Annotated in this window: 28 protein-coding genes; 12 read left to right on the plus strand and 16 right to left on the minus strand. The window is 70.2% G+C overall.

What is annotated here, in order from left to right; genetic code table 11:
• Nucleotides 1–382: 382 nt before the first annotated feature.
• The 3 genes from ACIBHX_RS21770 to ACIBHX_RS21780 all read right to left on the minus strand — a co-directional run bounded on the left by ACIBHX_RS21770 (nt 383) and on the right by ACIBHX_RS21780 (nt 2,661).
• Entirely contained in the window at nt 383–691 is a 309-nt protein-coding gene (locus ACIBHX_RS21770) for a hypothetical protein (RefSeq protein WP_214327689.1), read from the minus strand.
• 144 nt (nt 692–835) lie between these two features.
• A complete protein-coding gene (gene ychF / locus ACIBHX_RS21775; RefSeq protein WP_397068976.1) occupies nt 836–1,912 on the minus strand; it encodes a redox-regulated ATPase YchF in 1,077 nt (358 codons plus the stop codon).
• Between the two features lie 11 nt (nt 1,913–1,923).
• Nucleotides 1,924–2,661: a hypothetical protein gene (locus ACIBHX_RS21780; RefSeq protein WP_397068977.1), complete on the minus strand. Its 738-nt coding sequence runs from the start codon at nt 2,659–2,661 to the stop codon at nt 1,924–1,926.
• Nucleotides 2,662–2,734: 73 nt separating this feature from the next.
• On the opposite strand from ACIBHX_RS21780, the gene ACIBHX_RS21785 reads away from it, so the two are divergent.
• Nucleotides 2,735–3,967: a DNA recombination protein RmuC gene (locus ACIBHX_RS21785; protein ID WP_397069241.1), complete on the plus strand. Its 1,233-nt coding sequence runs from the start codon at nt 2,735–2,737 to the stop codon at nt 3,965–3,967.
• 14 nt (nt 3,968–3,981) lie between these two features.
• Complete coding sequence (locus ACIBHX_RS21790) at nt 3,982–4,503, plus strand: DUF6542 domain-containing protein (RefSeq protein ID WP_397068978.1); 522 nt, start codon at nt 3,982–3,984, stop codon at nt 4,501–4,503.
• 103 nt (nt 4,504–4,606) lie between these two features.
• On the opposite strand, the gene ACIBHX_RS21795 is transcribed toward ACIBHX_RS21790, so the two are convergent.
• Nucleotides 4,607–5,569 (minus strand): 4-hydroxy-3-methylbut-2-enyl diphosphate reductase, encoded by a 963-nt coding sequence (locus ACIBHX_RS21795; RefSeq protein ID WP_397068979.1) that lies wholly within the window; start codon nt 5,567–5,569, stop codon nt 4,607–4,609.
• A 102-nt stretch (nt 5,570–5,671) separates the two neighbouring features.
• Between ACIBHX_RS21795 and ACIBHX_RS21800 the strand changes: the two genes are divergently transcribed.
• The 3 genes from ACIBHX_RS21800 (at nt 5,672) to ACIBHX_RS21810 (ending at nt 8,134) form a co-directional block, all read left to right on the plus strand.
• A complete protein-coding gene (locus ACIBHX_RS21800; RefSeq protein WP_397068980.1) occupies nt 5,672–6,544 on the plus strand; it encodes a hypothetical protein in 873 nt (290 codons plus the stop codon).
• A 26-nt stretch (nt 6,545–6,570) separates the two neighbouring features.
• The gene (xseA, locus tag ACIBHX_RS21805) at nt 6,571–7,788 is read left to right on the plus strand and encodes an exodeoxyribonuclease VII large subunit (protein WP_397068981.1); all 1,218 of its coding nucleotides are present in this window, start codon (nt 6,571–6,573) and stop codon (nt 7,786–7,788) included.
• A 205-nt stretch (nt 7,789–7,993) separates the two neighbouring features.
• Complete coding sequence (locus ACIBHX_RS21810; protein ID WP_397068982.1) at nt 7,994–8,134, plus strand: hypothetical protein; 141 nt, start codon at nt 7,994–7,996, stop codon at nt 8,132–8,134.
• A 40-nt stretch (nt 8,135–8,174) separates the two neighbouring features.
• Here ACIBHX_RS21810 and ACIBHX_RS21815 read toward each other — a convergent pair whose 3' ends face one another.
• Nucleotides 8,175–8,801: a transposase gene (locus ACIBHX_RS21815; protein WP_397068983.1), complete on the minus strand. Its 627-nt coding sequence runs from the start codon at nt 8,799–8,801 to the stop codon at nt 8,175–8,177.
• Nucleotides 8,802–9,223: 422 nt separating this feature from the next.
• Between ACIBHX_RS21815 and ACIBHX_RS21820 the strand changes: the two genes are divergently transcribed.
• On the plus strand, nt 9,224–9,469 hold the full coding sequence (locus tag ACIBHX_RS21820) for an exodeoxyribonuclease VII small subunit (protein ID WP_397068984.1): 246 nt from the start codon (nt 9,224–9,226) through the stop codon (nt 9,467–9,469).
• A 456-nt stretch (nt 9,470–9,925) separates the two neighbouring features.
• Here the strand turns inward: ACIBHX_RS21820 and ACIBHX_RS21825 are convergent, their stop codons facing one another.
• The gene (locus ACIBHX_RS21825; protein WP_397068985.1) at nt 9,926–10,336 is read right to left on the minus strand and encodes a nitroreductase family deazaflavin-dependent oxidoreductase; all 411 of its coding nucleotides are present in this window, start codon (nt 10,334–10,336) and stop codon (nt 9,926–9,928) included.
• A 99-nt stretch (nt 10,337–10,435) separates the two neighbouring features.
• Between ACIBHX_RS21825 and ACIBHX_RS21830 the strand changes: the two genes are divergently transcribed.
• Nucleotides 10,436–11,035, plus strand: coding sequence for a TetR/AcrR family transcriptional regulator (locus ACIBHX_RS21830; RefSeq protein ID WP_397068986.1), 600 nt, complete (start codon nt 10,436–10,438; stop codon nt 11,033–11,035).
• A gap of 221 nt (nt 11,036–11,256) precedes the next feature.
• On the opposite strand, the gene ACIBHX_RS21835 is transcribed toward ACIBHX_RS21830, so the two are convergent.
• Together ACIBHX_RS21835 and ACIBHX_RS21840 are read right to left on the minus strand one after the other, a co-directional pair.
• Nucleotides 11,257–11,778, minus strand: a complete 522-nt coding sequence (locus ACIBHX_RS21835; protein ID WP_397068987.1) for a DUF4245 domain-containing protein — start codon at nt 11,776–11,778, stop codon at nt 11,257–11,259.
• An 11-nt stretch (nt 11,779–11,789) separates the two neighbouring features.
• Complete coding sequence (locus tag ACIBHX_RS21840; RefSeq protein ID WP_397068988.1) at nt 11,790–12,383, minus strand: TetR/AcrR family transcriptional regulator; 594 nt, start codon at nt 12,381–12,383, stop codon at nt 11,790–11,792.
• Nucleotides 12,384–12,546: 163 nt separating this feature from the next.
• On the opposite strand from ACIBHX_RS21840, the gene glpX reads away from it, so the two are divergent.
• On the plus strand, nt 12,547–13,581 hold the full coding sequence (gene glpX, locus ACIBHX_RS21845; protein ID WP_397068989.1) for a class II fructose-bisphosphatase: 1,035 nt from the start codon (nt 12,547–12,549) through the stop codon (nt 13,579–13,581).
• 4 nt (nt 13,582–13,585) lie between these two features.
• On the opposite strand, the gene ACIBHX_RS21850 is transcribed toward glpX, so the two are convergent.
• Both ACIBHX_RS21850 and ACIBHX_RS21855 read right to left on the minus strand, forming a co-directional pair.
• Nucleotides 13,586–14,233: a DUF1707 domain-containing protein gene (locus ACIBHX_RS21850; RefSeq protein WP_397068990.1), complete on the minus strand. Its 648-nt coding sequence runs from the start codon at nt 14,231–14,233 to the stop codon at nt 13,586–13,588.
• Nucleotides 14,234–14,283: 50 nt separating this feature from the next.
• Nucleotides 14,284–14,835: a TetR/AcrR family transcriptional regulator gene (locus tag ACIBHX_RS21855; protein WP_397068992.1), complete on the minus strand. Its 552-nt coding sequence runs from the start codon at nt 14,833–14,835 to the stop codon at nt 14,284–14,286.
• Between the two features lie 83 nt (nt 14,836–14,918).
• On the opposite strand from ACIBHX_RS21855, the gene ACIBHX_RS21860 reads away from it, so the two are divergent.
• Nucleotides 14,919–15,626 carry an SDR family oxidoreductase gene (locus tag ACIBHX_RS21860; protein ID WP_397068993.1) on the plus strand — a complete coding sequence of 236 codons (708 nt, stop codon included), beginning with the start codon at nt 14,919–14,921 and terminating at the stop codon, nt 15,624–15,626.
• 4 nt (nt 15,627–15,630) lie between these two features.
• Here ACIBHX_RS21860 and ACIBHX_RS21865 read toward each other — a convergent pair whose 3' ends face one another.
• Entirely contained in the window at nt 15,631–15,909 is a 279-nt protein-coding gene (locus ACIBHX_RS21865) for an aldo/keto reductase (protein WP_397068994.1), read from the minus strand.
• 119 nt (nt 15,910–16,028) lie between these two features.
• Here ACIBHX_RS21865 and ACIBHX_RS21870 point away from each other — a divergent pair, with 119 nt between their 5' ends.
• Both ACIBHX_RS21870 and ACIBHX_RS21875 read left to right on the plus strand, forming a co-directional pair.
• On the plus strand, nt 16,029–16,787 hold the full coding sequence (locus ACIBHX_RS21870) for an SDR family NAD(P)-dependent oxidoreductase (protein ID WP_397068995.1): 759 nt from the start codon (nt 16,029–16,031) through the stop codon (nt 16,785–16,787).
• Nucleotides 16,788–16,853: 66 nt separating this feature from the next.
• Nucleotides 16,854–17,516, plus strand: a complete 663-nt coding sequence (locus ACIBHX_RS21875) for a DUF998 domain-containing protein (RefSeq protein ID WP_397068996.1) — start codon at nt 16,854–16,856, stop codon at nt 17,514–17,516.
• Nucleotides 17,517–17,644: 128 nt separating this feature from the next.
• Here the strand turns inward: ACIBHX_RS21875 and ACIBHX_RS21880 are convergent, their stop codons facing one another.
• Both ACIBHX_RS21880 and ACIBHX_RS21885 read right to left on the minus strand, forming a co-directional pair.
• The gene (locus ACIBHX_RS21880; protein ID WP_397068997.1) at nt 17,645–18,505 is read right to left on the minus strand and encodes an LLM class flavin-dependent oxidoreductase; all 861 of its coding nucleotides are present in this window, start codon (nt 18,503–18,505) and stop codon (nt 17,645–17,647) included.
• A 44-nt stretch (nt 18,506–18,549) separates the two neighbouring features.
• Entirely contained in the window at nt 18,550–19,143 is a 594-nt protein-coding gene (locus tag ACIBHX_RS21885) for a TetR/AcrR family transcriptional regulator (RefSeq protein ID WP_397068998.1), read from the minus strand.
• 164 nt (nt 19,144–19,307) lie between these two features.
• Between ACIBHX_RS21885 and ACIBHX_RS21890 the strand changes: the two genes are divergently transcribed.
• Nucleotides 19,308–20,468, plus strand: a complete 1,161-nt coding sequence (locus tag ACIBHX_RS21890; protein WP_397068999.1) for an MFS transporter — start codon at nt 19,308–19,310, stop codon at nt 20,466–20,468.
• On the opposite strand, the gene ACIBHX_RS21895 is transcribed toward ACIBHX_RS21890, so the two are convergent.
• From ACIBHX_RS21895 to ACIBHX_RS21905, 3 genes are read right to left on the minus strand one after another with little or no spacing between them, the layout of a single operon-like run.
• Nucleotides 20,449–21,312 carry a deoxyribose-phosphate aldolase gene (locus tag ACIBHX_RS21895; RefSeq protein ID WP_397069000.1) on the minus strand — a complete coding sequence of 288 codons (864 nt, stop codon included), beginning with the start codon at nt 21,310–21,312 and terminating at the stop codon, nt 20,449–20,451. The genes ACIBHX_RS21890 and ACIBHX_RS21895 overlap by 20 nt on opposite strands.
• Entirely contained in the window at nt 21,305–22,111 is an 807-nt protein-coding gene (locus ACIBHX_RS21900; RefSeq protein ID WP_397069001.1) for a sugar phosphate isomerase/epimerase family protein, read from the minus strand. The genes ACIBHX_RS21895 and ACIBHX_RS21900 overlap by 8 nt, the downstream gene beginning before the upstream one ends.
• On the minus strand, nt 22,108–23,037 hold the full coding sequence (locus ACIBHX_RS21905; RefSeq protein ID WP_397069002.1) for a Gfo/Idh/MocA family oxidoreductase: 930 nt from the start codon (nt 23,035–23,037) through the stop codon (nt 22,108–22,110). The genes ACIBHX_RS21900 and ACIBHX_RS21905 overlap by 4 nt, the downstream gene beginning before the upstream one ends.
• Between the last annotated feature and the right edge of the window lie 38 nt (nt 23,038–23,075).

Genomic DNA, 23,075 nt, shown 5'->3' on the forward strand with positions numbered 1-23,075 from the left:
CTCCGCCATTGCGAATCCAGCCAGGGCGCACTCCAGCGATGGGTCCCTGTGCGTCATGCCCCCGCGTGCCGCCTAGGAAATCGCGCACCGGATGCGGCCTGCCTACTGGGGCCACGCACATGCATGCGCAGACGCGATCTGGAGATTGGCCGCTGTCCGTGCTGGTCACCTGCGCTGCCTTGAGGTCGAGGCTCATCCCATGCGGGGCGAGGGGCGGGGGGATTCGGGCCGGGCCAGGCGCGGCCTGGGGTCCGGGGTCGCGCCTGGCGGATCTAGCCGTGGCGGACGCGGCCCAGGGCCTGGGCCGCGGTGGGCGCGGCCTGGGGGCTGGGCCCACCGCGGGAGGCACGGCCCGGGGTTCGGGGCCCTGCCGGGGTGGCAGTCAGGCGGGCTCTGGGTCTTCGGGGGGCGCTGGGCGGCGGCTCTGGAGGTCCACCACCGGTGCCGGGGCGCCGGACTTCACGGCGCGCTCCAGGGAGCCCCTCAGGTCGGCGAGCATCGTCGTGGTGTCGCGGCCACGCAGGCGCGTGACGACCTCGTTGCGCTCGTCCACCTTCCTGCGCAGGTACGCCTCGCGGTTGACGCGCAGGCCGTACATGAGCTCAACCCGCAGCAGAGCGAGCTCCTCCTCAAGGCTGATACCCGCGAGCGTGGGTGCGGGACGTCGTTTCCGGATGATGCGACGGATCATGAGGCCCTCCCGAGTCAGCGTGAACGCCGTGACGATTCGACGCGTAGGGGAGCAAAGAGGTTGACGCAGCAGACGTTGAACCCGAACCTACTTCGCCTCTGAACCCCCGCACCAAGGGCGCGTGCGGGGGACTGAGGGGTGGGGTCAGACGTTGAAGCGGAATTCGACGACGTCGCCGTCGCGCATGATGTAGTCCTTGCCCTCGATGCGGGCCTTGCCGGCGGCGCGGGCGTTGGCGATGGAGCCCGCTTCCACGAGCTCGTCGAAGGAGACCACCTCGGCCTTGATGAAGCCGCGCTGGAAGTCCGTGTGGATGACGCCGGCGGCCTCGGGGGCCGTGGCGCCCTTCTTGATGGTCCAGGCCCGCGTCTCCTTGGGACCCGCCGTGAGGTAGGTCTGCAGGCCGAGCGTCTCGAAGCCGACCCTGGCCAGCTGCGACAGGCCGGACTCCTCCTGGCCGACCGACTGCAGGAGTTCGAGGGCCTCGTCGTCGTCCAGCTCGACGAGCTCCGACTCGATCTTGGCGTCGAGGAAGACGGCCTCCGCGGGAGCCACGAGCGAGGAGAGCTGGGCGCGCAGGGCGGTGTCGACGAGCTCGTCGGCGTCGAGGTTGAAGACGTACAGGAACGGCTTGGCCGTCAGCAGGTGCAGCTCGCGCAGTTCGGCGCTGTCGAGGCCGGCCTCGAAGATGGTCTTGCCGGTCTCCAGCACGCTCTGTGCCGCCTCGGCGGCCTCCAGCTGGGCCTTCTTGTCCTTGTTGTTGCGAGCTTCCTTCTGCAGGCGCGGGATGGCCTTCTCGACCGTCTGCAGGTCGGCCATGATGAGCTCGGTGTTGATCGTCTCGATGTCGCGCTTGGGGGAGATGTCGCCGTCGACGTGGGTGACGTCGGGGTCGGTGAAGACCCGGATCACCTGGCAGATCGCGTCGGTGTTGCGGATGTTGGCCAGGAACTGGTTGCCCCGCCCCGCGCCTTCGGAGGCGCCCTTGACCAGGCCCGCGATGTCGACGAACTCCACCTTGGCCGGGATGATCTTGACGGAGCTGTTGAGCTCGGCGAGCTTGGGCAGCCGGTCGTCGGGTACGCCCACGATGCCCACGTTGGGCTCGATGGTGGCGAACGGGTAGTTCGCGGCCAGGGCGTTGCCCGTCTTGGTCAACGCGTTGAAGAGCGTGGACTTGCCGACGTTGGGCAGGCCGACGATACCGATGCTGAGACTCACGTCCACGGAGTTTACTTGCTCACGAGGTGCAGACAGGTCACGGGACGGTAGGCGCCGGGGGCCTCGAGGTATCGGTTCGAGCCTTCCGGGCACTGCTTTGCGGACGACTCCACCGAGGTGACCTGCGCCCACGCCCGGGGTGATGAGCAGGTGACCTGGGTGATGGCCGAGCGGGTCAACGAGGTGCGCGGCGGGCGGGCCACGCAGGCGCCGCGGGCCAGCACGTGGCCGCCGCCGCCCAGGCAGGCCACCTGGTGGTCGACCAGCGTGAGCGTGTCCAGCGTGCCGCGCGGACAGGTCGACGCCCGCCGTACCACCGCGACGGCCCTGCCGTACCAGCCTGTGCTGGCGCAGGGGCGCTCGCCGCCGTCGAGAGCGACGCAGTCACCCGGCCTGATCACCCCTCCCCCGCCGCCGGGCTCGCCGGGGTGCGGGTCGAGGAAGTTGCGCACACATGCCGTACGGCTGCCGCCGACGCGGAGCACGTCGTCCGAATCCGGCGGGCAGGGGCCGTCCGTCACGGTCAGGACCTCCGCGACGCCGCCGTTGCACGGGGTCAGGTCGTAGCGGGGCCCGGTCCTGCTCACGCAGGCGCCCGGCGACCACAGCAGCGTCTGCCGGGACACCGCGATCGTCTGGCCGGGCGGCGCGCTCCTGGAGGCGACGACCAGGCTGGTCAGCGCGACCACCACGGCCGACACGACGAAGGTCGCCGCGATGGACACCATCACCTTCGGCCCCGTAGTCATATCGATACTGTGAGTGATGGCCGACGCGCCGCACAAGCGGAATGCGCAAGCGTGCCGGGAAGATCCTGCAATCATCGATGGAGTGGACGTCGTCTCGCTTCTCATCGGGCTCGTGATCGGTGTGGCCATCGGTTTCCTGCTGGCCAAGACCAGGACGGCGGAGGCGAGCGCCCGTGCCAAGGCGGCCGAGGAGAAGCTGGCCTACGTCGAGGGGCAGCTGACCGAGCGCTTCCAGGCGCTGTCGACCCGCGCGCTCGACGTCAACAACCTGCGCTTCCTCGAGCTGGCCGAGTCCCGGCTCGCCGCCAGCAGGGCGGAGGCGACAGGCGAGCTCGAGCAGCGCAAGCAGGCCGTGGAACACCTGGTCGAGCCGCTGAAAGAGGCCCTGTCGCGGGTCGAGGAGCAGCAGCGGGTGGCCCGCACCGAGCTGGCCAAGCAGGTGGAGTTCGTACGGCAGAGCAACCAGGAGCTCCGCGCGCAGACCACCGCCCTGGTCAGGGCGTTGCAGCGGCCGGAGGCGCGGGGCCGGTGGGGCGAGCTGCAGCTGCGCCGCGTGGCCGAGATCGCCGGGATGCAGCGCCACTGCGACTTCGACGAGCAGGTCACCGAGGGCGCGATGCGGCCCGACATGGTGATCCGGCTGGCGGGCGGCAAGAACATCGTGGTCGACTCCAAGGTTTCGCTGGCCGCCTACCTGGAGGCCGCCGAGCAGGCCGACGACACGCTGGCCACCGTCAGGCTGGACGCGCACGCCCGCCATCTGCGCGAGCACGTGGACCGGCTGGCGGCCAAGGCGTACTGGCAGGGGTTCAACCCGTCGCCCGAGTTCGTGGTGCTGTTCATCCCCGGCGAGGCGTTCCTGGCCCCGGCGCTTGAGCGCGATCCCGGGCTGCTGGAGTACGCGATGACCCGGCGGGTGCACATCGCCACCCCGACCACGCTGATCACGATGCTGCGCACCGCGCACTACGCCTGGCAGCAGGAGGCGCTCAGCGAGAACGCGCGGGCGGTCTTCGAGCTCGGCAAGGAGCTCTACGAGCGGCTGTCGTCGCTGGGCAGGAACGTCGACGCGCTGGGCAAGGCGCTGACGCGCGCGGTCGAGAACTACAACAAGACGGTCGGATCCCTGGAAAGCCGCGTCATGGTCACCGCCAGAAAGCTCAACGAACTGGGCGTAGTGGACGGCAGCCTGGACTCCCCCGAGTCGCTCGACGGGCTGCCGAGGCCGCTCGCCTCCCCTGAACTGCTCGAAACCACGTCTCTGATTTCGCACACGAACGGTAAGTTGGCCAACGGGTCGCAGTAAGGGGGGCGGGGCCAGTGACTGAGAAAGGCAGGCGGTCAGCCGTGCGGTTGACGGCCCGCGGCGCCATCGCGCTCTCCCTTGTCGCCACTTTGGCGGGATATGTCCTCGCGGATCGGCTGAGCCTGTCGTGGCTGGTCGGCGTGCTGTTCGTGCTCGCATCGCTGGCGGGGGTGCTGCTGGTCAACCGGCGGGAGCTGCTGTCGCTGGTGGTGACGCCGCCGCTGGTGTTCTTCGTGGCCACGCTCTTCGTGGAGCTGGGGCGCGCGATCGGCTCGGCCTCGATCGCCGGGTCGCTGGCGCTCGGCCTGTACGGGTCGCTTTCGCGGGGCGCGCCGTGGCTGTTCGCCTGCTCGGCGGTGCTGCTGGCGGTTGCCTGGCGGCGCGGGCTCCGCGACAACGTGCGCGACCTGCGGGAGGAGCTGCGGGTGGACGCCGAGGTGCCGCGTCCGCGCAAGGAGCAGCAGCCCGTCTACGCGCCCGAGCCCGAGGGGTACTTCGAGCCGCGCGTCTACGGCACAGCTCGCACGGAGGAATAGCACCTTTTCCGGAGTACGGCGAGCGGTCGGTTGCCGGCTCGCCGTACAGCTGAAGCCCTTCAGAAGCGCGGGTCAAGCCCTTCAGACGCGCGAATGAGGCCCTTCAGGCACGCAGGTCCTTGCGGAGCTCGTGGGGCAGGGCGAAGCGCATGCGCTCGTCCACCGGCTGGACCTCGCGCACGTCCTCGAAGCCGTGCCGGGCCAGATGCGCCAGCACCTCCTCGACCAGCTCCTCGGGCACCGAGGCGCCGCTGGTCACGCCGACCGTGGTGACGCCCTCGAGCCACTCGTCGCGGATGTCGGCGGCGTAGTCGACCAGGTAGGAGGCGTCGGCGCCGTAGTCCTTGGCGACCTCGACCAGGCGCTTGGAGTTGGAGGAGTTCTGTGAGCCGACCACGATGACCAGCTGCGACTCGGCGGCGATCTCCTTGACGGCGATCTGGCGGTTCTGCGTGGCGTAGCAGATGTCGTCGCTGGGCGGGTCGATCAGCCTGGGGAAGCGCTCCTTGAGCCGGGCGACCGTCTCGTTGGTCTCGTCGACCGACAGGGTGGTCTGCGACAGCCACACCAGCTTGCCCGGGTCCTTGACCTGGATACGGTCGACCGCGTCGAGGCCGTCGACGAGCTGGATGTGGTCGGGGGCCTCGCCGGAGGTGCCCTCCACCTCCTCGTGGCCCTCGTGGCCGATGAGCAGGATGTCGTAGTCCTGGCCGGCGAAGCGGCGGGCCTCGTTGTGCACCTTCGTCACCAGCGGGCAGGTGGCGTCGACCGTGCGCAGGCTGCGCTGTTTGGCTTCCTCGTGCACGGCCGGGGATACGCCGTGGGCGGAGAACACCACGATCTCGCCCTCGGGGACCTCATCGGTCTCCTCGACGAAGATGGCACCCTTGGCCTCGAGCGTCCTGACCACGTGGGTGTTGTGGACGATCTGCTTGCGTACGTAGATGGGCGCGCCATACTGCTCGAGAGCCTTCTCGACCGCTACCACGGCTCGATCGACTCCGGCGCAGTAGCCGCGCGGCTTGGCTACGAGAACGCGTCGGGTGGTGGGGGTCTCGGACTCCATACCTCCTTATGCTACGTGGAGCGGCTGACAGGACCGCGCGTGCATCGTTGCCCGCCGTTTGCCAGACTGGCCGTCCAATACTTGACCTCCCAGGGAGACGTCATGTCCCTCAGCGACGTGATACGAAACATCGCCAAGACCGTCACCGACAAGGACGAACTGAAGGAGAAGGCCAAGGACCTTCCGATGTTCGTCATCCAGACCACGCTTAGCGCCGCGGGCCAGGCGCTGCTGCTGGTCGACCGGGTGAAGAACTCCATCAAGGGGCTGGCGGCCAAGGAAGAAGAGGAGGAGGTGCAGGAGACCGAGGCGCCCGTGGAGAAGCCGGCCCGCCGCGAGCCCGTCATCTTCGCCCCCCGCCCGTCCGACTCCGAGCCCAACGGCGTCGCCAAGACCAAGCCTGAGCCGGTCATCTTCTCCCCCGCCGGCAAGCCGACTCCCGCCGACGAGACCAAGCCGCTCGTCACCGAGACGCCGGCCGCCCCCGAGCCCGCCGCCGTCGCCGAGCCCAAGCCCGCCGCCGTCGCCGAGCCCAAGCCCGCCGCCGTCGTCGCCGAGCCCGAGCCTGCCGCCGTCGTGGAGCCCGAGCCCGCCGCCGTCACCACCGCCTCCGCCGTGGACGAGCCTGTCGCCGCGCCCGAGCCCGCCGCGCCCGCTGTCGCAGAGGAGCTCGCCTCCGCTGTCGCGGCCGAGCCTGCTGCCGAGCCCGCCGAGAAGCCGAAGACCGCCAAGCCGAAGGCCGCCGCCAAGCCCAGGGCGGCTCGCAAGCCCGCGGCCAAGAAGGAGCCGGCCGTACAGGATGAGCCGCTGCCTGGATACTCGGAGCTGACCGTGGCGTCGCTGCGGGCCAGGATGCGCGGCAAGACGGCCGAGCAGATCAAGGACCTCCTGACCTACGAGCAGGCGACGACCGCGCGGCCGCAGGTGATCAAGATGTTCGAGAACCGCCTGGCCAAGCTGGAGGCCGGAGAATAGTCGGCCGTTCCCCGTAGTCTCGGGCTATGACCTCGAAGACCTCGCCCGAATCGCCGCTGCCGATCCGCACTGTCCTGCAGATGGTGGGTGGCTGGATCGGCAAGCTCGGCACGGTCTGGGTCGAGGGCCAGATCACCGAGCTGAGCGCGCGCGGCGGCACGGTGTTCCTGACGCTGCGCGACCCGGTGGCCAACGTCTCGGCCAGGGTCACCGCCCCGCGCGGGGTCTACGAGGCCACCGTGCCGCGTCCCGTGGACGGCGCTCGGGTGGTGATGCACGTCAAGCCCGACTTCTGGATCAACCGGGGCTCGTTCGCCTTCACCGCGCTGGAGATCAGGCCCATCGGCGTGGGCGAGCTGCTGGCCCGCCTGGAGAAGCTGCGGCAGCTGCTGGCCGCCGAGGGGCTCTTCAACGCCGACAGGAAGCGGCGCCTGCCCTTCCTGCCCGGCACGGTGGGGCTCATCTGCGGGCGCGACTCCGCCGCCGAGCGCGACGTGCTCGACAACTCACGGCGCCGCTGGCCCGCCGTACAGTTCAAGGTCGAAGAGGTGGCCGTCCAGGGGCCCTACGCGGTCGGCGAGGTCACCGAGGCGCTGCGCAAGCTCGACGCCGACGCCTCCGTGGACGTCATCGTCGTCGCCCGGGGCGGCGGCTCGCTCGAAGACCTGCTGCCGTTCTCGGACGAGACGCTGGTGCGGGCGGTGGCGGCCTGCCGTACCCCCATCGTCAGCGCCATCGGCCACGAGCAGGACAGCCCGCTGCTCGACCTGGTCGCGGACGTACGCGCCTCCACGCCCACGGACGCGGCCAAGAAGGTGGTCCCCGACGTCGGCGAGCAGCTCACGCTCGTCCGCCAGCTCCGCGACCGCGGGCGCCGGGTGCTCGGCGGGTGGCTCGACAGGGAGATGTCCTGGCTCACGTCGGTCCGCTCGCGCCCCTCGCTTTCCGACCCAGTGCGCGAGCTCGAACGCCGCGCCGAACAGGCCGACGCCCTCCGCGACCGCGCCCGCCGCTCGCTCACGAGCTCCCTGGACCGCGCCTCCGACTCCCTCACCCACCTGCGTGCCCGCCTCGTCTCCCTCTCCCCTGCCGCCACCCTCGAACGCGGCTACGCCATCGTCCAGTACCCGTCGGGCGAGGTCGTCCGCCTCGCCAAAGACGTCCCCCCCAACTCCCTCCTCACCATCCGCCTCACAGACGACCGCCTAACCGTCCGCACCCAACCCCCCACCGACACCCCCTGACGGCTCTCGACCCTTGGAGCGCTCGCGCCCCAGCCTGCGCCCCGGTTCCTGCCCCGCTGTACGGCAAGCCCGCCGAGACGACGGCACGGCGGCCTAACAACGCCTGCGGTGGAAGATCGCGGCGCTCCGGCCTTCAGGCCGGGGGTGAAGGCCCGCGCGGGAGGGCCGCAAGGCCCGAGCGTGCCCTAATGTCCGTTCGGCGGCCATGGACGGCCGCGCGCCGCGCCTGCTGCCGGTCCTGGTCCGCACCGTCCTGCTGTGCCTGGCGATCCCCGCCCTCATCTCGGACCGCGACCACCGCGGCGTCCACGACCGCGTCTCCAACACGATGGTCGTGCGCATTTGACGTCCTCTCCGCCCTGAAGAAGGGCGGGGATTCTCCCCTGCTACGCCGCCGATGTGGCGGGCAGCTTGGAGCGGGTTCCTGCTTCGTCGGGTGGTGCCACCGCGAGCGATGGTCTTACCGTCCCTCCACAGGCGTTTAGGCTCTCCGCTCGTCCAGCGGCGAGAATGTTGATCGCTGCGTTCACGTCCCGATCGTGGGATACACCGCAAGGGCACGTCCAGGAGCGGACGTTCAGCGGCATCTTGTCGGCTAGCGCGCCGCACGCAGAGCACAGCTTCGACGACGGGAACCAGCGGTCGATCTTGGCGAAGGTGCGGCCGTACCGCTTCGCCTTGTACTCCAGCATGTTCACGAACTGAGACCAGCCCGCATCGTGCACGCTCTTGGCCAGCCTCGTACGGCCGAGCCCGGACACCGACAGGTTCTCCACATACAGCACGACGGCCGAAACCTCGCCCAGCCAAGACCGCTCCGGACTCACCTTGGCTCGAGTGATCACCCGCTTGGATAGGTCCCCGTCCGAGACATACGGCAAGCCTTGCTCGCGGGCGTCCTGCCGCGCGCGCAGTGCGTCGTTGAACACCGTCCGCGCGCACCCGAACGCTCTGGCCAGCGCGACCTGCTGACCCGGTGTCGGGTAGAGACGGAAGTTGTACCGGAGCTGCACTGATCAAACCTACCGACTGGCACCGACAGAACAGATCAACGGACATTAGGGCACGCTCGGGCCTAGCGGCCCTCCCGCGCGGGCCTTCACCCCCGGCCTGAAGGCCGGAGCACTGGCCCGCATTTCGGTAGCCGAAGCGGCTGTCCGGGAGGCCGGGGCCCGGGAAGCGTTCGAAGATGAAGCCGATGCCGCAGGCCGCCAGCGTGCCGTCGAGGGCGTCGATGACGTAGACCGCCGCGTACGGCTCCTCCCAGCCTTTCCCGGACGCCTGCCGTACCGGGATCTGAGGGGGTGGTGGCGGACATGCTGAGGGCGAGGAGTTGACGGAGGCGGACCAGCTCGGGGATGTCGGCTTTGGTGGCGGGGCGGACGGGCATGGTCCTCCTCGGCGGGCCAGGGCGCGGCTGTCGGTTCCTGACTCTATGGTGGTTCGCGTGGCAGACGAGAAGGCACCCTCATACGAGCAGGCCCGCGAGGAGCTGACCGAGGTGGTCCGGCGGTTGGAGACCGGCGGGCTCACGCTGGAGCAGTCGATCGAGCTGTGGGAGCGGGGCGAGAAGCTGGCCGCCATCTGCGAGGAGTGGCTCCAGGGCGCCCGCGTCAAGCTCGCCGCCGCCATGGCCCGCCGCTCCGAGCCCACCACCCAGGACGACGACGCTCCCTTCTAGCGAACGCCCCATGGCCCGCCGCCGGGCAGCGCGTGGTAGCGCCCGAACGTGACGGACACGTGGGCGGGACGCGGGCATCCCAGGGCTCGCACGAGGCACAAGGAGGGGGCAGCCCCTCCGGCGGGAGTGAGGGCGCTTGGGATCGAGGAACGCGGGGCTCCCAGGGCTCGGGCGAGGCCGCATGGGGCCCCACGGGCAGGGGAACCTAGGGGATCCCAGGGCTTGGGCGAGGCCGCATGGGGTGGCGGCCCGGTGTCCAGCGGGGCCTGCTGGGAATCCCAGGGCTCGGGTGAGGCCGCAAGGGCCCCACGGCAGGGGAACCTACGGGGATCCCACGGCTCGGGTGAGGCTGCATGGGGTGGCGGCCCGGTGGCCAGCGAGGCCTGCCGGGAATCCCAGGGCTCGGGTGGAGCCGCAAGAGGTGGGGGTTGCGGCGCTCAGGACGGGAGGTTCGGGTCAGGCGGCTCGGTGGAGGGCGAGGACAGGGATGCGGCGGGTGGTCTTGGCCTCGTATTCGGCGAAGCCGGGAGCCACGTCGACCATGCGGGCGTAGAGCTGGTCCCGCTCCTCACCGTCGATGAACTCGGCCTTGGCCTCGAAGGTCTCCGTGCCGATCTCAGCCGTCGCCGAGGGGTTGGCGAGCAGGTTGTGGTACCAGGCCGGGTGGTTGTCCGCCCCGGCGTTCGAAGCGATGATCACGTACCTGTCACCGTCCGGGAGGTACATCACGGGCGTCGTGATGAGCTTGCCGCTCTTGGCCCCCTTGGTCGTCAGCAGCACGAGCGCGGAGCCCTCGAAATAGCCGCCGACCTTGCCGCCGTTGGCCCGGAACTCGTCGATGACCTGCTGGTTGAAGTTGTCCGCCATGCTCGACTCCTTAAGCGGAGGGTTCTCCGATTCGTTTGTCAACATTAACCGGAGAATTCTCCGGTTACAACCGTTATCCTCGTACCCGAGGGGAGAGGGATGCCCAAGCGCCAGCCGCTGCCGATCATCGGGCAGCCACAACCGGAGCGAGCCGACGCAGCGCGGAATCGGCAGAAGATCATCGACGTGGCGGCCCGGATCATCGACGACCGCGGCGCCGAGCAGTTGTCCCTCGACGAGGTGGCCCGCGAGGCCTGCGTCGGAGTAGGCACCGTCTACCGCAGGTTCGGCGACCGCAGCGGCCTGCTCTACGCGCTGCTCGACGAGCGCGAGCGCCGCTTCCAGCAGGCGTTCCTGAGCGGGCCGCCACCGATCGGCCCCGGCGCTCCCCCCGCCGCCCGCGTCAGGGCCTTCCTGTCCGCCCTGGTGGACCGCATCGTCGACCAGGTCGACATGTTCCTGCTGCTGGAGTCGGGCGACGGCAAGAGCAGGTACGGCGGGCCGTACCGCGTCCACCACACGCACCTGGCCACGCTGCTGGCCCAGGCCAAGCCCGGGTGCGATCCCCACTTCCTCGCGGACGCGCTGCTGGCGCCGCTGAACGCGAGCCTGATCTGCTTCCAGCGCGACGAGCGCGGCATGACGGTCGACGACATCAAACGCGGTTTCGCGGCGCTGGCCGAGGCGGTCACGTCCTAGGTCATCAGCGACAGGACATTGCCCTCCGAGTCGCGGAATCCGGCCATCCGGATCTCAGCACGCGCCGCAGCAGAAGAAACGCCGTACCCGAAGAAAAGACCCGCCGTAGCAGAAGAGACGCCGTAGCGGAAGAAAAGACGTGCCGTGGCAGAAGAGATGCCGCACTGGGAGAAAAGGCGTGCCCTAGTGGAAGAGACGCCGCGCTGGAAGAGGAGGCCTGGTCAGCGGGGCTGGAGGGTGGTGGCTAGTTCGGTGAGTTCTGGCCAGTCGGCTGTGCCGGTGATGACCAGGGTGACGTCGGGGCGGGCGAGCACGAGGCTGCGCTGGTTCTTGTCCTCGCGGAACCGCTTGTCCCAGGTGGCCCCGTTGATCTGAGCGGTGCCGACCGACTTGTCGCTGTTGGCCATGCGGTTGGCGAAGTCGGCCGCGGGCTTCTCGTCGCTCTGGATGAACATGGCGTGCTGCCGCTTGGCCGTGGCGTAGCCCAGGGAGAGCACCTGCGCGCCGTTGGCCCCCTTGGCGATGCGGTTGCTGTTCGGCACCCATCCGGCGGGGTCCTTCACCGGGGCCCAGACCTTGTACGGCACACTGTGACCGAAGTTGGCGACGGTGATCGAGTAGTCAAGCTTGGGGATGTGCTCCTCCCTGCTCTGTGGCGTGACGAGCAGGAACAGGGCGGCCGCAGCCACGCACACGAACAGAGCTACCGCGTAGCCCCAGAAACCCTCGGTGAACCGTCGCACATCTGGCGAGGTTACCCGTTGGCAGGGCCGCCTGCCGAAGCGACCGGTCGGATCTGGCCGATGATGGCGAGCACCTCCTCGGCCAGCGCGCGGTTGCCGGTCGGCACGACCTCGTTGACAGCGGCCGCCAGCGCGCCGGTGATGACCACGACGAGCGCCGGGTCGTCCTCGAACAGCGCCGCGTTGCGCCTGGCCCAGGTACGCAAGCGGTCGCGCATCACGACCTCGAACCCGGGAGGCCCGTCGCCGCGCAGGAACAGCGCAGCGACGTCCTGCTCCTCCAGGCACCCCTCGAGGTAGGCGCGGGCGGAGTCGATGAACACCCGCATCGGGTCGGTCTCGCCCCTGGCGCGGGCGTCGCGGGCGGCGTCCTTGGTGCGCCGGGTCTGGCGGGCCTGGAACTCCTCGAACAGCGTCAGGTACAGGTCAGCCTTGCCGGAGAAGTGGTGGTAGAGGCTGCCGACGCTGGCGTCGGCCTTGGCCACCATGTCGGTCACGCCGGCCTCGGCGAATCCCTTGCGGATGAACACCTCGCGGGCAGCCGCGAGGAGTGCGGCGCGGGTGGCGGCCCCCCGCCCCGTAACCGCCTGATCCACGTCGCTCATTCGATCTCCTTTGTGCCGGACACGAACCTGATCGCGCACTGTGTATCGACCAAAACCCGCGCCGGGAAACGGGAGTAAGCCAAGGCAGGCACATTATCCTCCGCTGACCGGGAAAGAGGGGACAACTACCATCGAGTCAGTTGTCCACTTGGGAGGCCGCATCATGTCCGATCAGACGTCCGTACCCGCAGCCCTGGCCACGGGCGAGCACGCCCCCGACCGGAACCTGGCACTGGAGCTGGTTCGCGTCACGGAAGCGGCCGCGATGGCGGCGGCCCGCTGGGTCGGCAGGGGCGACAAGAACGGCGCCGACGGCGCGGCGGTCAACGCCATGCGCCAGCTGATCAACACGGTGTCCATGAACGGCGTGGTGGTCATCGGCGAGGGCGAGAAGGATCGCGCCCCGATGCTCTACAACGGCGAGCACGTGGGCGACGGCAGCGGCCCCGACTGCGACGTGGCGGTCGACCCGATCGACGGCACCCGTCTCACCGCGCTCGGCATGCCCGACGCCGTAAGCGTGATCGCGGTGAGCGAGCGCGGCTCGATGTACGACCCGTCGGCCGTGTTCTACATGGAGAAGCTGGTCACCGGCCCGGCGGCGGCCGACGTGGTGGACATCGACGCGCCCGTGGCCGCCAACATCAACGCCGTGGCCAGGGCCAAGGGCTGCTCGGCCGCCGACGTCACGGTCGTCGTCCTCGACCGGCCCCGCCACGAGCGGCTGGTCAAGGAGATCAGGGAGACCGGCGCGCGGATCAAGTTCATCCCCGACGGCGACGTGGCCGGCGCGATCATGGCGGCCCGCGAGGGCACCGGCATCGACCTGATGCTCGGCATCGGCGGCACCCCCGAGGGCATCGTGGCCGCGTGCGCGCTCAAGTGTCTGGGCGGCGTCATCCAGGGCAAGCTGTGGCCGCGCGACGAGGCCGAGCGCCGCAAGGCCCTGGACGCCGGGCACGACCTCGGCCAGGTCCTCACCACTAACGACCTGGTCACCTCCGACGACGTCTTCTTCGCCGCCACCGGCATCACGCAGGGCGAGCTCATGCAGGGCGTGCGCTTCCGCAGCGGCGTCGCGGTCACGCACTCGCTGGTGATGCGCGGGCGCTCGGGCACGATCCGCAAGGTGGAGAGCGAGCACCAGCTCTGGAAGCTCCGGGCCTACAGCGCGATCAACTTCGACAGCGCCGGCTGAGCCTTCAGCGGCGGCGCTTGCGGCGAGGTGGCTCCTTGACCTTGACCTCGCCGGCGAAGTTCGTCGTGTGGACCTCCACGACCGGGGCGTCCGGCGCGGTGGGCTGCTTGGTCAGGCGCTTGGTCTCGCCCTTGGCGATCCGGATGACCTCCAGGTCCTCCGGTACGTGGATCTCCAGCCCGCCGAAGACCAGCGTGGCGTTGATGATGATGCGGCGGTTCTGCAGGATCGCGTCACGCAGGTCGAGCGTCGTGGTGCCGAACATGGCCGTGACGCTGAGTTCGGCGGGCACGACCCAGCGGCCGCCGCGCTGCTCCTTCTTGAAGATCGCCGAGACCGGGCGGCCGTCGAGGTTGAGCGGCTGCTGGTCGGCGGGCAGCAGGTCGCCGGTGAGCTGGGCGAGGTCGCCGAGCGTGCGGGCGGAGTACAGCACGCCCAGGCGCTCCTCGAGCTCGTCCAGCGTGATGCGCCCGTCGGCGTGCGCGTCCTGCAGCACCTGAGCGATGCGTTCGCGATCGTCGTCCGAGGCCCGTAGCTCGTGCGGAGGCGGCACGTCGCCTTCCTTGGGGCGGCGCACCGAGACCAACTCCTCGGCCAGCCGCTCTCCGACTTCCTGCAGGCGGGGTAGCCAGGATCCCGGGCGTTCATTCACACTTCCGACGATATCCGGCAGGCGGGGGATTCGCTGGCTCTGGCGGCGTGTCAGGCGATTCGCGCAAGCAGGTCGTCCAGTTCCGCGGCCAGCGAGCGGTCGACGGGGGCGTGCCGGTTGAGCAGCCGGTACCACATCACCCCGAAGATCACGTCGACGACGAGTTCCGGATCGGCTCCCGCGGGCAGCACGCCCCTTTCGAGCACCTCGCGCAGCGCCTGCCTGCGTTGCCCTATGAGCCGTTCACGCAGCTTGGCGGCGAAGCCGGGATCGGACTGCGCGTCGGCCATCAGCCCCACGATCACCGGTCCCGCCGGGCCGCCCGCCACGGTGAACGTGCGGTCAAGGAAGGCCACCAGGTCCGCCCGCGCGTCACCACTGGCCGGTGGCGGTTCGACCTTGGGGCCGACCAGGTCGGTCATCGCCTCGAGGAGCACCTCGGCCTTGGTCTGCCACCAGCGGTAGAGGGTCTGCCTGCCGGTGCCCGCGGCCTCGGCGATGCCCTTGAGCGTGACGTTCTGGTAGCCGTCACGGGCACACAGCTCGAGCGCGGCCTTGAGGATGGCCTTCCTGGACTCCTCGCTGCGCGGTCTTCCCACCATGGACCGCCACTTTACAAGACACCGTGCCTCGTTTTATAGTTTCGAGGCAAGATGTCTCGTATTTAGTCATTGAGGAGAGCGCGATGCGCGTAGTGATCGTGGGCGGCACCACCGGTATCGGCCTGGCCACGGCCGCCCTGCTGGAGAAGAGCGGCGCAGAGGTCGTCATCACCGGGCGGTCGGCCGAGCGGGTCGAGTCGGCGTTGAAGGAGCTGGGCGACCGCGCCTCGGGGCAGGCCGTTGACGCCACCGACGTGGAGGCGACCAGGGAGTTCTTCGCCGGGCTCGGCACGGTCGACCACGTGGTGATCACCGTGACGGCCCGCGGTGGCGCCGGGCCGCTTCGTACGCTGACCAGGGACGACCTGGTCAGGGGTGTCGAGGGCAAGCTGATCCCGCACCTGCTGACGGCTCAGGCGGCGCTCGAGGTGCTCAGCCCGCAAGGGTCGATCACGTTCGTGACCGCAGCCTCGGCCGGGGCCTCGTTCCCCGGGGTGTCGGCGCTGGCGGCGGTCAACGGCGGGCTCGAGGCCACCGTGCCCGGGCTGGCGCTGGAGCTGGCCCCGATCCGGGTGAACGCGGTCTCCCCCGGCGTGATCGACACCGACTGGTGGTCCACGCTCGACCCGTCGATCCGGTCCGCGGTGCTGTCGAACTCGGCGGCCATGGCGCCCGTCGGGCGGGTGGGCAACGCCGAGGAGGTCGCGGCCACGATCGCGTTCGTGGTGAACAACGGATTCGTGACCGGGACCGTCCTGACCGTCGACGGCGGCGGGCGACTCAAGGCCTGACCCGTCAGAGACCGAGCTTGTCGAGGGCGGCGACGTGGTCGTCGGTGAGCCGCACGTCCAGGGCGCCGAGGTTCTCCTCCAGGTGGGCGACGGACGAGGTGCCCGGGATGGGCAGCACGACGGGCGAGCGGCGCAGCAGCCAGGCCAGCGAGACCTGGGCGGGCGTGGCGCCGGCCTCCTTGGCCACGGTCGCCAGGGGGCCGTCCTCGCCCGCGTGCTCGTCGACCGCGATCGGGAAGAACGGCAGGAAAGCAATGCCTTGCTCGTCGGCGTGGTCGAGCACCGCATCGCGCCGTAGCCGATCCTGTTGACCGTTAGATCACCAATCGTCACGTCAATCACTCCCTGATGAGGTGTCATGGCCTCGTAACCAGGGAAAATTCGCCGTTGTCGGGAGGCCTCATGCGAACCATCCTCATCACCGGCTCCACCCATGGGCTCGGCCACGAGCTGGCTCGCCGCCTGACGGCCGCCGGCGACCGCGTCATCGCGCACGGCCGCTCCGAGATACGGCAGGCCGACGGGATCCGGGCGGACCTCGCGGACCTGCACGCCGTCGACGCCATGGCCACCTGGGTCCTCGACCGATACGACCACCTGGACGTCCTGATCAACAACGCCGGCATCGGCGGCGGCAAGCCCGGCTCCGGGCGTGAGCTCAGCAGGGACGGCATCGAGCTCCGTTTCGCCGTCAACTACCTCGCGGGCTATCACCTGACGCGCCGCCTGCTGCCGCTGCTGACCACCCGCGTGGTCAACGTCGCCTCGGCCGGTCAGCACGCGATCGACTTCTCCGACCCCATGCTCGAACACGGGTACGGCGGGCAGCGCGCGTACAGCCAGAGCAAGCTCGCCCAGATCATGTTCACCATCGACCTGGCGGAGGAACTGTCCTCCCAGGGCGTCACGGTCAACGCCCTCCACCCGGCCACCTACATGGACACCACCATGGTCAGGGAAGCCGGAGCACCGATCCTGAGCACCGTCGGGGAGGGCGCGGACGCCACGATGCGCCTGGTGAACGCTCGCGACGAGGTGACGGGCCGCTACTTCAACGGCCGGCACGAGGCCCTAGCCGATCCCCAGGCCTACGACCCGGACGCCAGGCGCCGCCTCCGCGACCTCTCGGACTCCCTGATCAAACAAGCCCTCGCCCACTGACTACACACACACGCGCGAGGCACTGTGGAATCTGGGGGTGGGTCGGGGCGTTGTTGTGATCAAGACGTGGGTTTGGGGGTGGCGGTGCATCGGGGCGCTCGGTGGGGGCTCGTCGCGGTCTACGTGGGGGCGGCGGTGATCGTCGCGCTGGACCTGCTGCGGCTCGACCAGGTCGACCCGATCCGGCGGACCATCAGCGAGCACGGGCTCGGGCCGGAGGCGTGGGTGTTCGGGCTGGGAGTCGGGATTCTGGCCGCCGGATCGGCGCTGATCGGCCTCTCTCTGGCACGCAGGAAGCTGGCCGGGCCCGTGGGGACTCTGGCGATGATGGTGTGGTCCGTCGGGCTGCTGGTGACCGCCACGTTCCACAAGCACGACTGGTCGGTGGGGCCGAGCCTGAGCGGCAGCATCCACCGCACGGCAAGCTTCGCCGCCTTCCTCGCCCTGCCCATCGCGGTGCTGATCATCGCCCACCCCTGGCGGCGCATCGAAGGACGGCGTCCCGCGGTGGTGGCGTTCCTGTTCGGCGTGGTGTCGGTGGCCTGGGTGGTGGGCATCGCGACCATGGTCTACCTCGGTGCTCGCAGTGGCACGGCCTGGTGGCAGGTCATGCCCCTCGGCCTGGTCGAACGCGGCCTGGCGGTCACGGAGCTCGCCTCACTCACAGCACTGGGCGTCTGGGGGGCCCGCCGTACACCCGCGACAACCGCGCCCGAGCCCGTGAGATAGACGTCCGGTCGTCGGAGAATCCCGACGACCGGACACGCACCACAGTGGCACCAGTGGGCACTCTTCTACATACCCGGACTTCAATGCCCAAACGTCGCACTCCGCCCGAAATTACTCGTACGGCGAGGTCAAAGCCTGGGAGGGCCCTGTTCGACGCGGCGGAGGACGGGTTCGAGTTTGTCGAGGTCGGGGCCGGTGATGATCTGGCGTTCGTCCCACCAGGTGGCGCCCGCGTCGGCCAGGGGGCCGATCATGTCGCGGGCCTTGGCCGGGTCCCCGGGGGTGAGGCCGCCGAGGACGATCTCGAAGGAGCGCTCGTCGTCCCCGCGCTCCTGCCGGAGGAACCCCACCAGGTCCCGCACCTCGTCGAGCGGCGGCAGGAACCCGTGGGTGGCTGAGGCGAACAGCGGCACCGCACCGTCCCACCGTACGGCCCGCCGCATGGGCCTGCGATGCGGCCAGAACCCGGCCACCCACACCGGCGGGCGCGGCTGCTGCACCGTGGCGGGCAGCAGGGTCACGTCGTCGACCCGGTAGTGCTCGCCCTCGAACGTCACCGCCTCGCCCGACCAGTAGCGCTCCAGCAGCCCGAGCCCCTCATCCAGCCGCTCGGCCAGCACGACGGGGTCGGTGGGCTCGCCGAAGCTGCCGTACTCGTCCTCGATCGGCCCGCCCAGCCCCGCCCCGAAGACGACCCGGCCGCCGGTCAGCGCGTCCAGCGTGGCGACCTGCCGGGCCAACTGCTGCGGACGCCGCCGCGCCACCGGGGTGACCATCGCCCCCAGCCGGATCCGCGAGGTCGCCAATCCCGCCGCGGTCAACAGCATCCACGGATCGGCGAAGGTACGGCGAAGCCGCTTGTGATGCACGACGTGATCCCACACGAACAGCGCATCCCACCCCGCCTCCTCGACGGCCACGGCCAGCGCCGCCACGGTCCTGGGATCGGCAAAGTCCCCAAAATTCGGAACATTTATCGAGAAACGCATCCCCGCATCCTCCATGCCCCTAATCCCCGGGGCAACAGGGGGAGCTAGGGGCGGAGGGTGGCGATGACGTCGGTGACGTAGGTGCGGAAGATTCGCGGCATGTCGACGTTGTCCGGGTCGATGAGCCATTGGGTCTGGAGGCCGTCCATCATGGCGATCAGGCGGTCGGCGTGGGCTTCGGCGTCCAGGTCGGCTCGGAACTCGCCGGTTTCCGCGCCGCGGCGCAGCGCCGAGGCCAGGCTGGCGCGCAGGCGGCGATAGCGGGTTCTGGCCCAGTCGTGGCCCGGGTGGTCGGCCGTGACCGCTTCGCCGCTGATGACCGAGAAGAGCTGGACGAGGCCGGGCACCCGGGAGTTGTAGTCGACCACGTCCGCGAGCGCGTTGAGCGCCGCGATGCCCGTCAGCTTGCCGAAGTCGAAGCGGCGCATGTCGGCCTCGTCGCGGTAGTCCAGGACCGCGATCAGCAGCCGCTCCTTCGACTTGAAGTGGTGGAGCAGCCCCGCCTGTGACAGCTCGACGCGCTCGGCGATGCGGGCCAGGGAGGCCCCGCGATAGCCGTTCTCCGCGAACTCCAGCAGTGCGGTGGCGAGGATGCGCTCCCGTCGCGCCTCGCCCGTGGCGTATCCCCGGCGTGTCACCCAGGCACTTTATCAGGTAACGAAAGAGCAACAAACCTACCGAGAGATCGGAAGTGTATCCTCACGGCTGTAAAGGGCAGGACATGTCCTGCCCTGGCGAAGGAGCAGGCCAAACGGCTAACCTGACGGCGCCTCATGTTTCATCCCCCCGTCTGGAGGCCATCGTGCCGTCTCCGCGTGATCGTCAGGCCCGCATCGCCACGTTCGTCGTCTACGCCGTGCAGGGGCTGTCGTTCGCCACACTGCTCACACAGGTCGCCTCGCTGCAGAACAAGCACGAGCTCTCCGACCTCGCCCTCACGGTCCTGCTGCTGATCGTGCCGGTCTTCGCGGGCGTGGGCAGCGTGAGCGCGGGCGCCTTCGCCGCGCGCCTGGGCAGCAAGCTGCTGCTGCGGATCGCGCAGCCGCTGGTCGCGGCGGCCGTGGTGCTGGCCGGCCTGGCGCCGAACGTCCCGCTGCTGGTCCCGGCGCTGCTGCTGTTCGGTCTGGCGGTCGGCGCGGTCGACGCGGGCATGAACATGCAGGGTGTCGCGATCGAACGCCGGTACGGCAGGCCGGTGCTGAACGGCTTCCACTGCCTGTGGAGCGTGCTCAGCCTGGCGGGGGCGCTGTGGGCGTCGGCCGTCGGCAAGGACCTGCCGCTGGCGGTCGTGATGGCGGTGCCGATGGTGTTCGCCGTGGCGGGCTCGCTCTACGCCGCGCCGAAGCTCTGCACGATCGAGGAGGAGAAGGCCGAGAGCGTCGAGACGGCCACCGGCCGCTTCCCGTGGGGCCCGATCATCCCGCTGTGCCTGGCGATGGGCTTTCTGTACATCGGCGACTCCTCGGTCTCCAACTTCAGCACGGTCTTCATGGACAAGATCATGCACGCCAACGACAACGTGATCCCGCTGGCGTTCGCGGCCTACCAGGCCACCACGCTGGTGGTGCGGCTCGGTGGCGACGTCGCCGTCAGGCGGTACGGCCCGGCCGCGATCGTCAGGATCGGCGGCGCGATCGCCACGCTGGGGTTCCTGGGTGTCGTCGTGGCCCCGACGCAGCCGCTGGCGATCATCGCGTTCGGGCTCACCGGGGTCGGGCTGTCGGTCGTGGCGCCGCAGTCGTTCTCGGCGGCCGGTCGGCTCGACCCGGCGGGCACCGGGGTGGCCATCGCCCGGGTCAACCTCTTCAACTACGTGGGCTTCATCGTGGGCGCCGCACTGATCGGCCCGATCGCGGACGCCAGCGGCTACCGGGTGGCCTTCGCCGCCCCGCTGGTGCTGGCGGGCGCGATCATCGCACTGGCCCGCGGCTTCCAGCCCGCCGTCAAGACGAGCCGAGCATAGCCACGGCGGTGTCCACGGCGGCGGCCACATCGTCGTCCGGCGGGTACAGCAGCGCCCTGCCCACCACCAGCCCCCGCACGCCCGGCAGCCGCAGCGCCTTGCGCCAGGCGGCGTAGGCCAGGTCGGGCGTGTCGCCGGGATCGCCACCGAGCAGCAGCGTGGGCAGCGTGGTGGCCTGCATGACCCGTTCCATGTCCGCCACGACGGGGATCTTCAGCCAGGTCATGGCCGACGTGGCGCCGAGCCCCTGCGCCACGCTGATCGCCTGGATCACTCCCTCGGGCGACAGGTCGTGGCCCGCGCGCCGCGACCAGAACGGCTCGATCATCGCCACCAGCCCGTTCTCCGCCAGCTCGGTGATCGCCCGGCCGCACGCCTCCAGCGTGTCGACGGTGCCCGGCTCGTCGAGGGCGATCCGGCAGAGCATCTTCCCGCCGTCGAGCCGCATGCGGGCGATCGTGCCCGCGTCGTAGGCGGTGAAGCGGTCGTCGAACTCGAAGACCGCGCCCTGCAGCCCACCCCTGTTCATCGAGCCGATCACGATCGTGTCGTCGAGGCGGCCGAGCAGCAGCAGGTCCTCGACCACGTCGGGGGTGGCGAGCAGCCCGTCGACACCCGGCCTGGCCAGCGCCACGGCGAGCCGTTCGAGCAGGTCGACCCTGCTGCCCATGGCCAGCGGCCGGCCGCCCACGCCCAGCGCGCCCCTGGCCGGATGGTCGGCGGCGATGATCATGAGCTGGTCGCGGTCGCCGAGCAGCGGCCTGCGGCGGCGGGCGGCGGCCGCCGCCGCGATGCGCTCGGGGTTCCTGGCCCTGATCCGGCGCAGCTCGCCGTAGTCAGCCAACCCCCACTCCGTCCAGGTAGGCCAGGCTCCGCCGGACGTCGTCGACCGGCTGGTCCCGCGGGCCCGAAAGGATCACGTCCTGCTCCATCACGTACCAGCCTTGGTACCCGGCCCGCCCGAGTTCGTGCACGATGGCCGTGACGTCCACGTCCCCCTGGCCCAGCGGGCGGTACATGCCGCGCCCGACCGCCCGGGTGTAGGTCAGCTCGCCTTTCCTGACCAGGCCGGCCAGCAGGCCGTCCACGTCCTTCATGTGCACGTGCGCGATGCGTCCCGGCACTGCCCTGACCAGCTCGGCCGGGTCGGTGCCGCCGATCAGCAGGTGGCCGGTGTCCAGGCACAGCGGGATGGAGCTGCCCTGGAGCACCCGCTCGACCTCCTCGCGCGTCTCGATCATGGTGCCGACGTGCGGGTGGAGGCAGACGTTCGGCACCGCGGCGGCGATGCGGTCCAGGTTGGCGAGCAGCGTGGCCCAGCCCTCCGCGCCCAGCTCAGGGCGGAGGTCGTAGCCGTCGGTGCCGGTGGCGGCGGCCAGGACCAGCATCTCCGAGACGTCGGGCGACAACTCCGCGAGCGGGTCGTGCCCGGGATCGTGCAGGACCACCGGCACGAAGGCGCCGACGTTGCGCAGGCCGTACTCCTCGATCTTCGCCTGCGTCAGGAAGCCGTCGGGGCCCAGCTCGGTGGCGGTCAGGCCGAGCTCGCGCATCTCGCTCAGCACGCGGTCTGCGGGCAATTGGTAGCCCCAGCCGGGCACCTCGCAGACGCCCCACGAGATCGGCGCACCGGCGACCTTCATCGCTCCACCTCCACCGGGCGCCCCTCGCGCCGCGACCGCTCGCAGGCCTCGGCCACGCGCAGCGCGGACAGCGCGTCCTCGATCGTGCACAGGCTGGACGTGCTGCGCAGGAACGCGTCGATCTCGTTGACGTAGGCGGTCTGGAAGCGGGTCACGAAGTCCGGCCACGGCTCGCCTCCGGGCTGCAGGCCTTCCATGCTGGTCAGCGGCGCGCGCGGGCCGAGCCCGACGGCGCGGGTGCCCTTGGTGCCCGCCAGTTCCATGCGCACGTCGTAGCCGGCGCCGTTGTAGCGCGAGCCCTGGACGGTGACCAGAGTGCCGTCGTCCATGGTGAGCAGCGCGACGCTGGTGTCGACGTCGCCGGCCGCGCGGAAGAAGTCGGCGCCCCGGTTCGCGCCGGTGGCGTAGACCGACACCACCTCGCGCCCGGTGACCCAGCGCAGGATGTCGAAGTCGTGGATGTGGCAGTCGCGGTAGATGCCGCCCGACAGCGGGATGTACTCGGCCGGCGGCGGCGCCGGGTCCGCGGTGATCAGGTGGGCGCGGTGCAGCTCGCCCAGCTCCCCCTCGCGCAGCGCGGTCGCGGCCGCGATGTAGCCGGGGTCGAAGCGGCGCTGGAAGCCGATCTGCACGTGCTTGCCCCTGCCCGCCTCCAGCACCCGCAGGGTCTCGGCGATCGTGGTGGCCACCGGCTTCTCGCAGAACACCGGGATCCCCCGGTCGATCGCGTTGAGCAGCAGCTCGGCGTGGGTGCTCGTGGGCGTCGCGATGACCACGGCGTCCGCCTCGAAGGGGTCTCCCGGCCTGCCGTACGGCGAGCTGCGCACAGGGTCGGCCACGATCAGCTCGTCCACCAGCGGATGGGCGGCGAGCGTCGCAGCGTGAAAGGCTCCGATCCGGCCCAGCCCGAGCAGTCCCACGCGCATGGCGCCTCCAATGAGGTGGGAACTTCTTTCTAAGCGAG

Origin of the sequence: Nonomuraea sp. NPDC050536 (assembly GCF_044457685.1) — a bacterium.
Classification (GTDB): domain Bacteria; phylum Actinomycetota; class Actinomycetes; order Streptosporangiales; family Streptosporangiaceae; genus Nonomuraea.

Coding starts and splice junctions, on each gene's coding strand:
- ACIBHX_RS21770 (WP_214327689.1), bottom strand. CDS start 691: ATGATCCGTCGCATCATCCGGAAACGACGTCCCGCACCCACGCTCGCG.
- ACIBHX_RS21780 (WP_397068977.1), bottom strand. CDS start 2,661: ATGACTACGGGGCCGAAGGTGATGGTGTCCATCGCGGCGACCTTCGTC.
- ACIBHX_RS21795 (WP_397068979.1), bottom strand. CDS start 5,569: ATGGAGTCCGAGACCCCCACCACCCGACGCGTTCTCGTAGCCAAGCCG.
- ACIBHX_RS21800 (WP_397068980.1), top strand. CDS start 5,672: ATGTCCCTCAGCGACGTGATACGAAACATCGCCAAGACCGTCACCGAC.
- xseA (WP_397068981.1), top strand. CDS start 6,571: ATGACCTCGAAGACCTCGCCCGAATCGCCGCTGCCGATCCGCACTGTC.
- ACIBHX_RS21810 (WP_397068982.1), top strand. CDS start 7,994: ATGGACGGCCGCGCGCCGCGCCTGCTGCCGGTCCTGGTCCGCACCGTC.
- ACIBHX_RS21820 (WP_397068984.1), top strand. CDS start 9,224: ATGGTGGTTCGCGTGGCAGACGAGAAGGCACCCTCATACGAGCAGGCC.
- ACIBHX_RS21825 (WP_397068985.1), bottom strand. CDS start 10,336: ATGGCGGACAACTTCAACCAGCAGGTCATCGACGAGTTCCGGGCCAAC.
- ACIBHX_RS21830 (WP_397068986.1), top strand. CDS start 10,436: ATGCCCAAGCGCCAGCCGCTGCCGATCATCGGGCAGCCACAACCGGAG.
- ACIBHX_RS21840 (WP_397068988.1), bottom strand. CDS start 12,383: ATGAGCGACGTGGATCAGGCGGTTACGGGGCGGGGGGCCGCCACCCGC.
- glpX (WP_397068989.1), top strand. CDS start 12,547: ATGTCCGATCAGACGTCCGTACCCGCAGCCCTGGCCACGGGCGAGCAC.
- ACIBHX_RS21855 (WP_397068992.1), bottom strand. CDS start 14,835: ATGGTGGGAAGACCGCGCAGCGAGGAGTCCAGGAAGGCCATCCTCAAG.
- ACIBHX_RS21860 (WP_397068993.1), top strand. CDS start 14,919: ATGCGCGTAGTGATCGTGGGCGGCACCACCGGTATCGGCCTGGCCACG.
- ACIBHX_RS21870 (WP_397068995.1), top strand. CDS start 16,029: ATGCGAACCATCCTCATCACCGGCTCCACCCATGGGCTCGGCCACGAG.
- ACIBHX_RS21880 (WP_397068997.1), bottom strand. CDS start 18,505: ATGCGTTTCTCGATAAATGTTCCGAATTTTGGGGACTTTGCCGATCCC.
- ACIBHX_RS21900 (WP_397069001.1), bottom strand. CDS start 22,111: ATGAAGGTCGCCGGTGCGCCGATCTCGTGGGGCGTCTGCGAGGTGCCC.
- ACIBHX_RS21905 (WP_397069002.1), bottom strand. CDS start 23,037: ATGCGCGTGGGACTGCTCGGGCTGGGCCGGATCGGAGCCTTTCACGCT.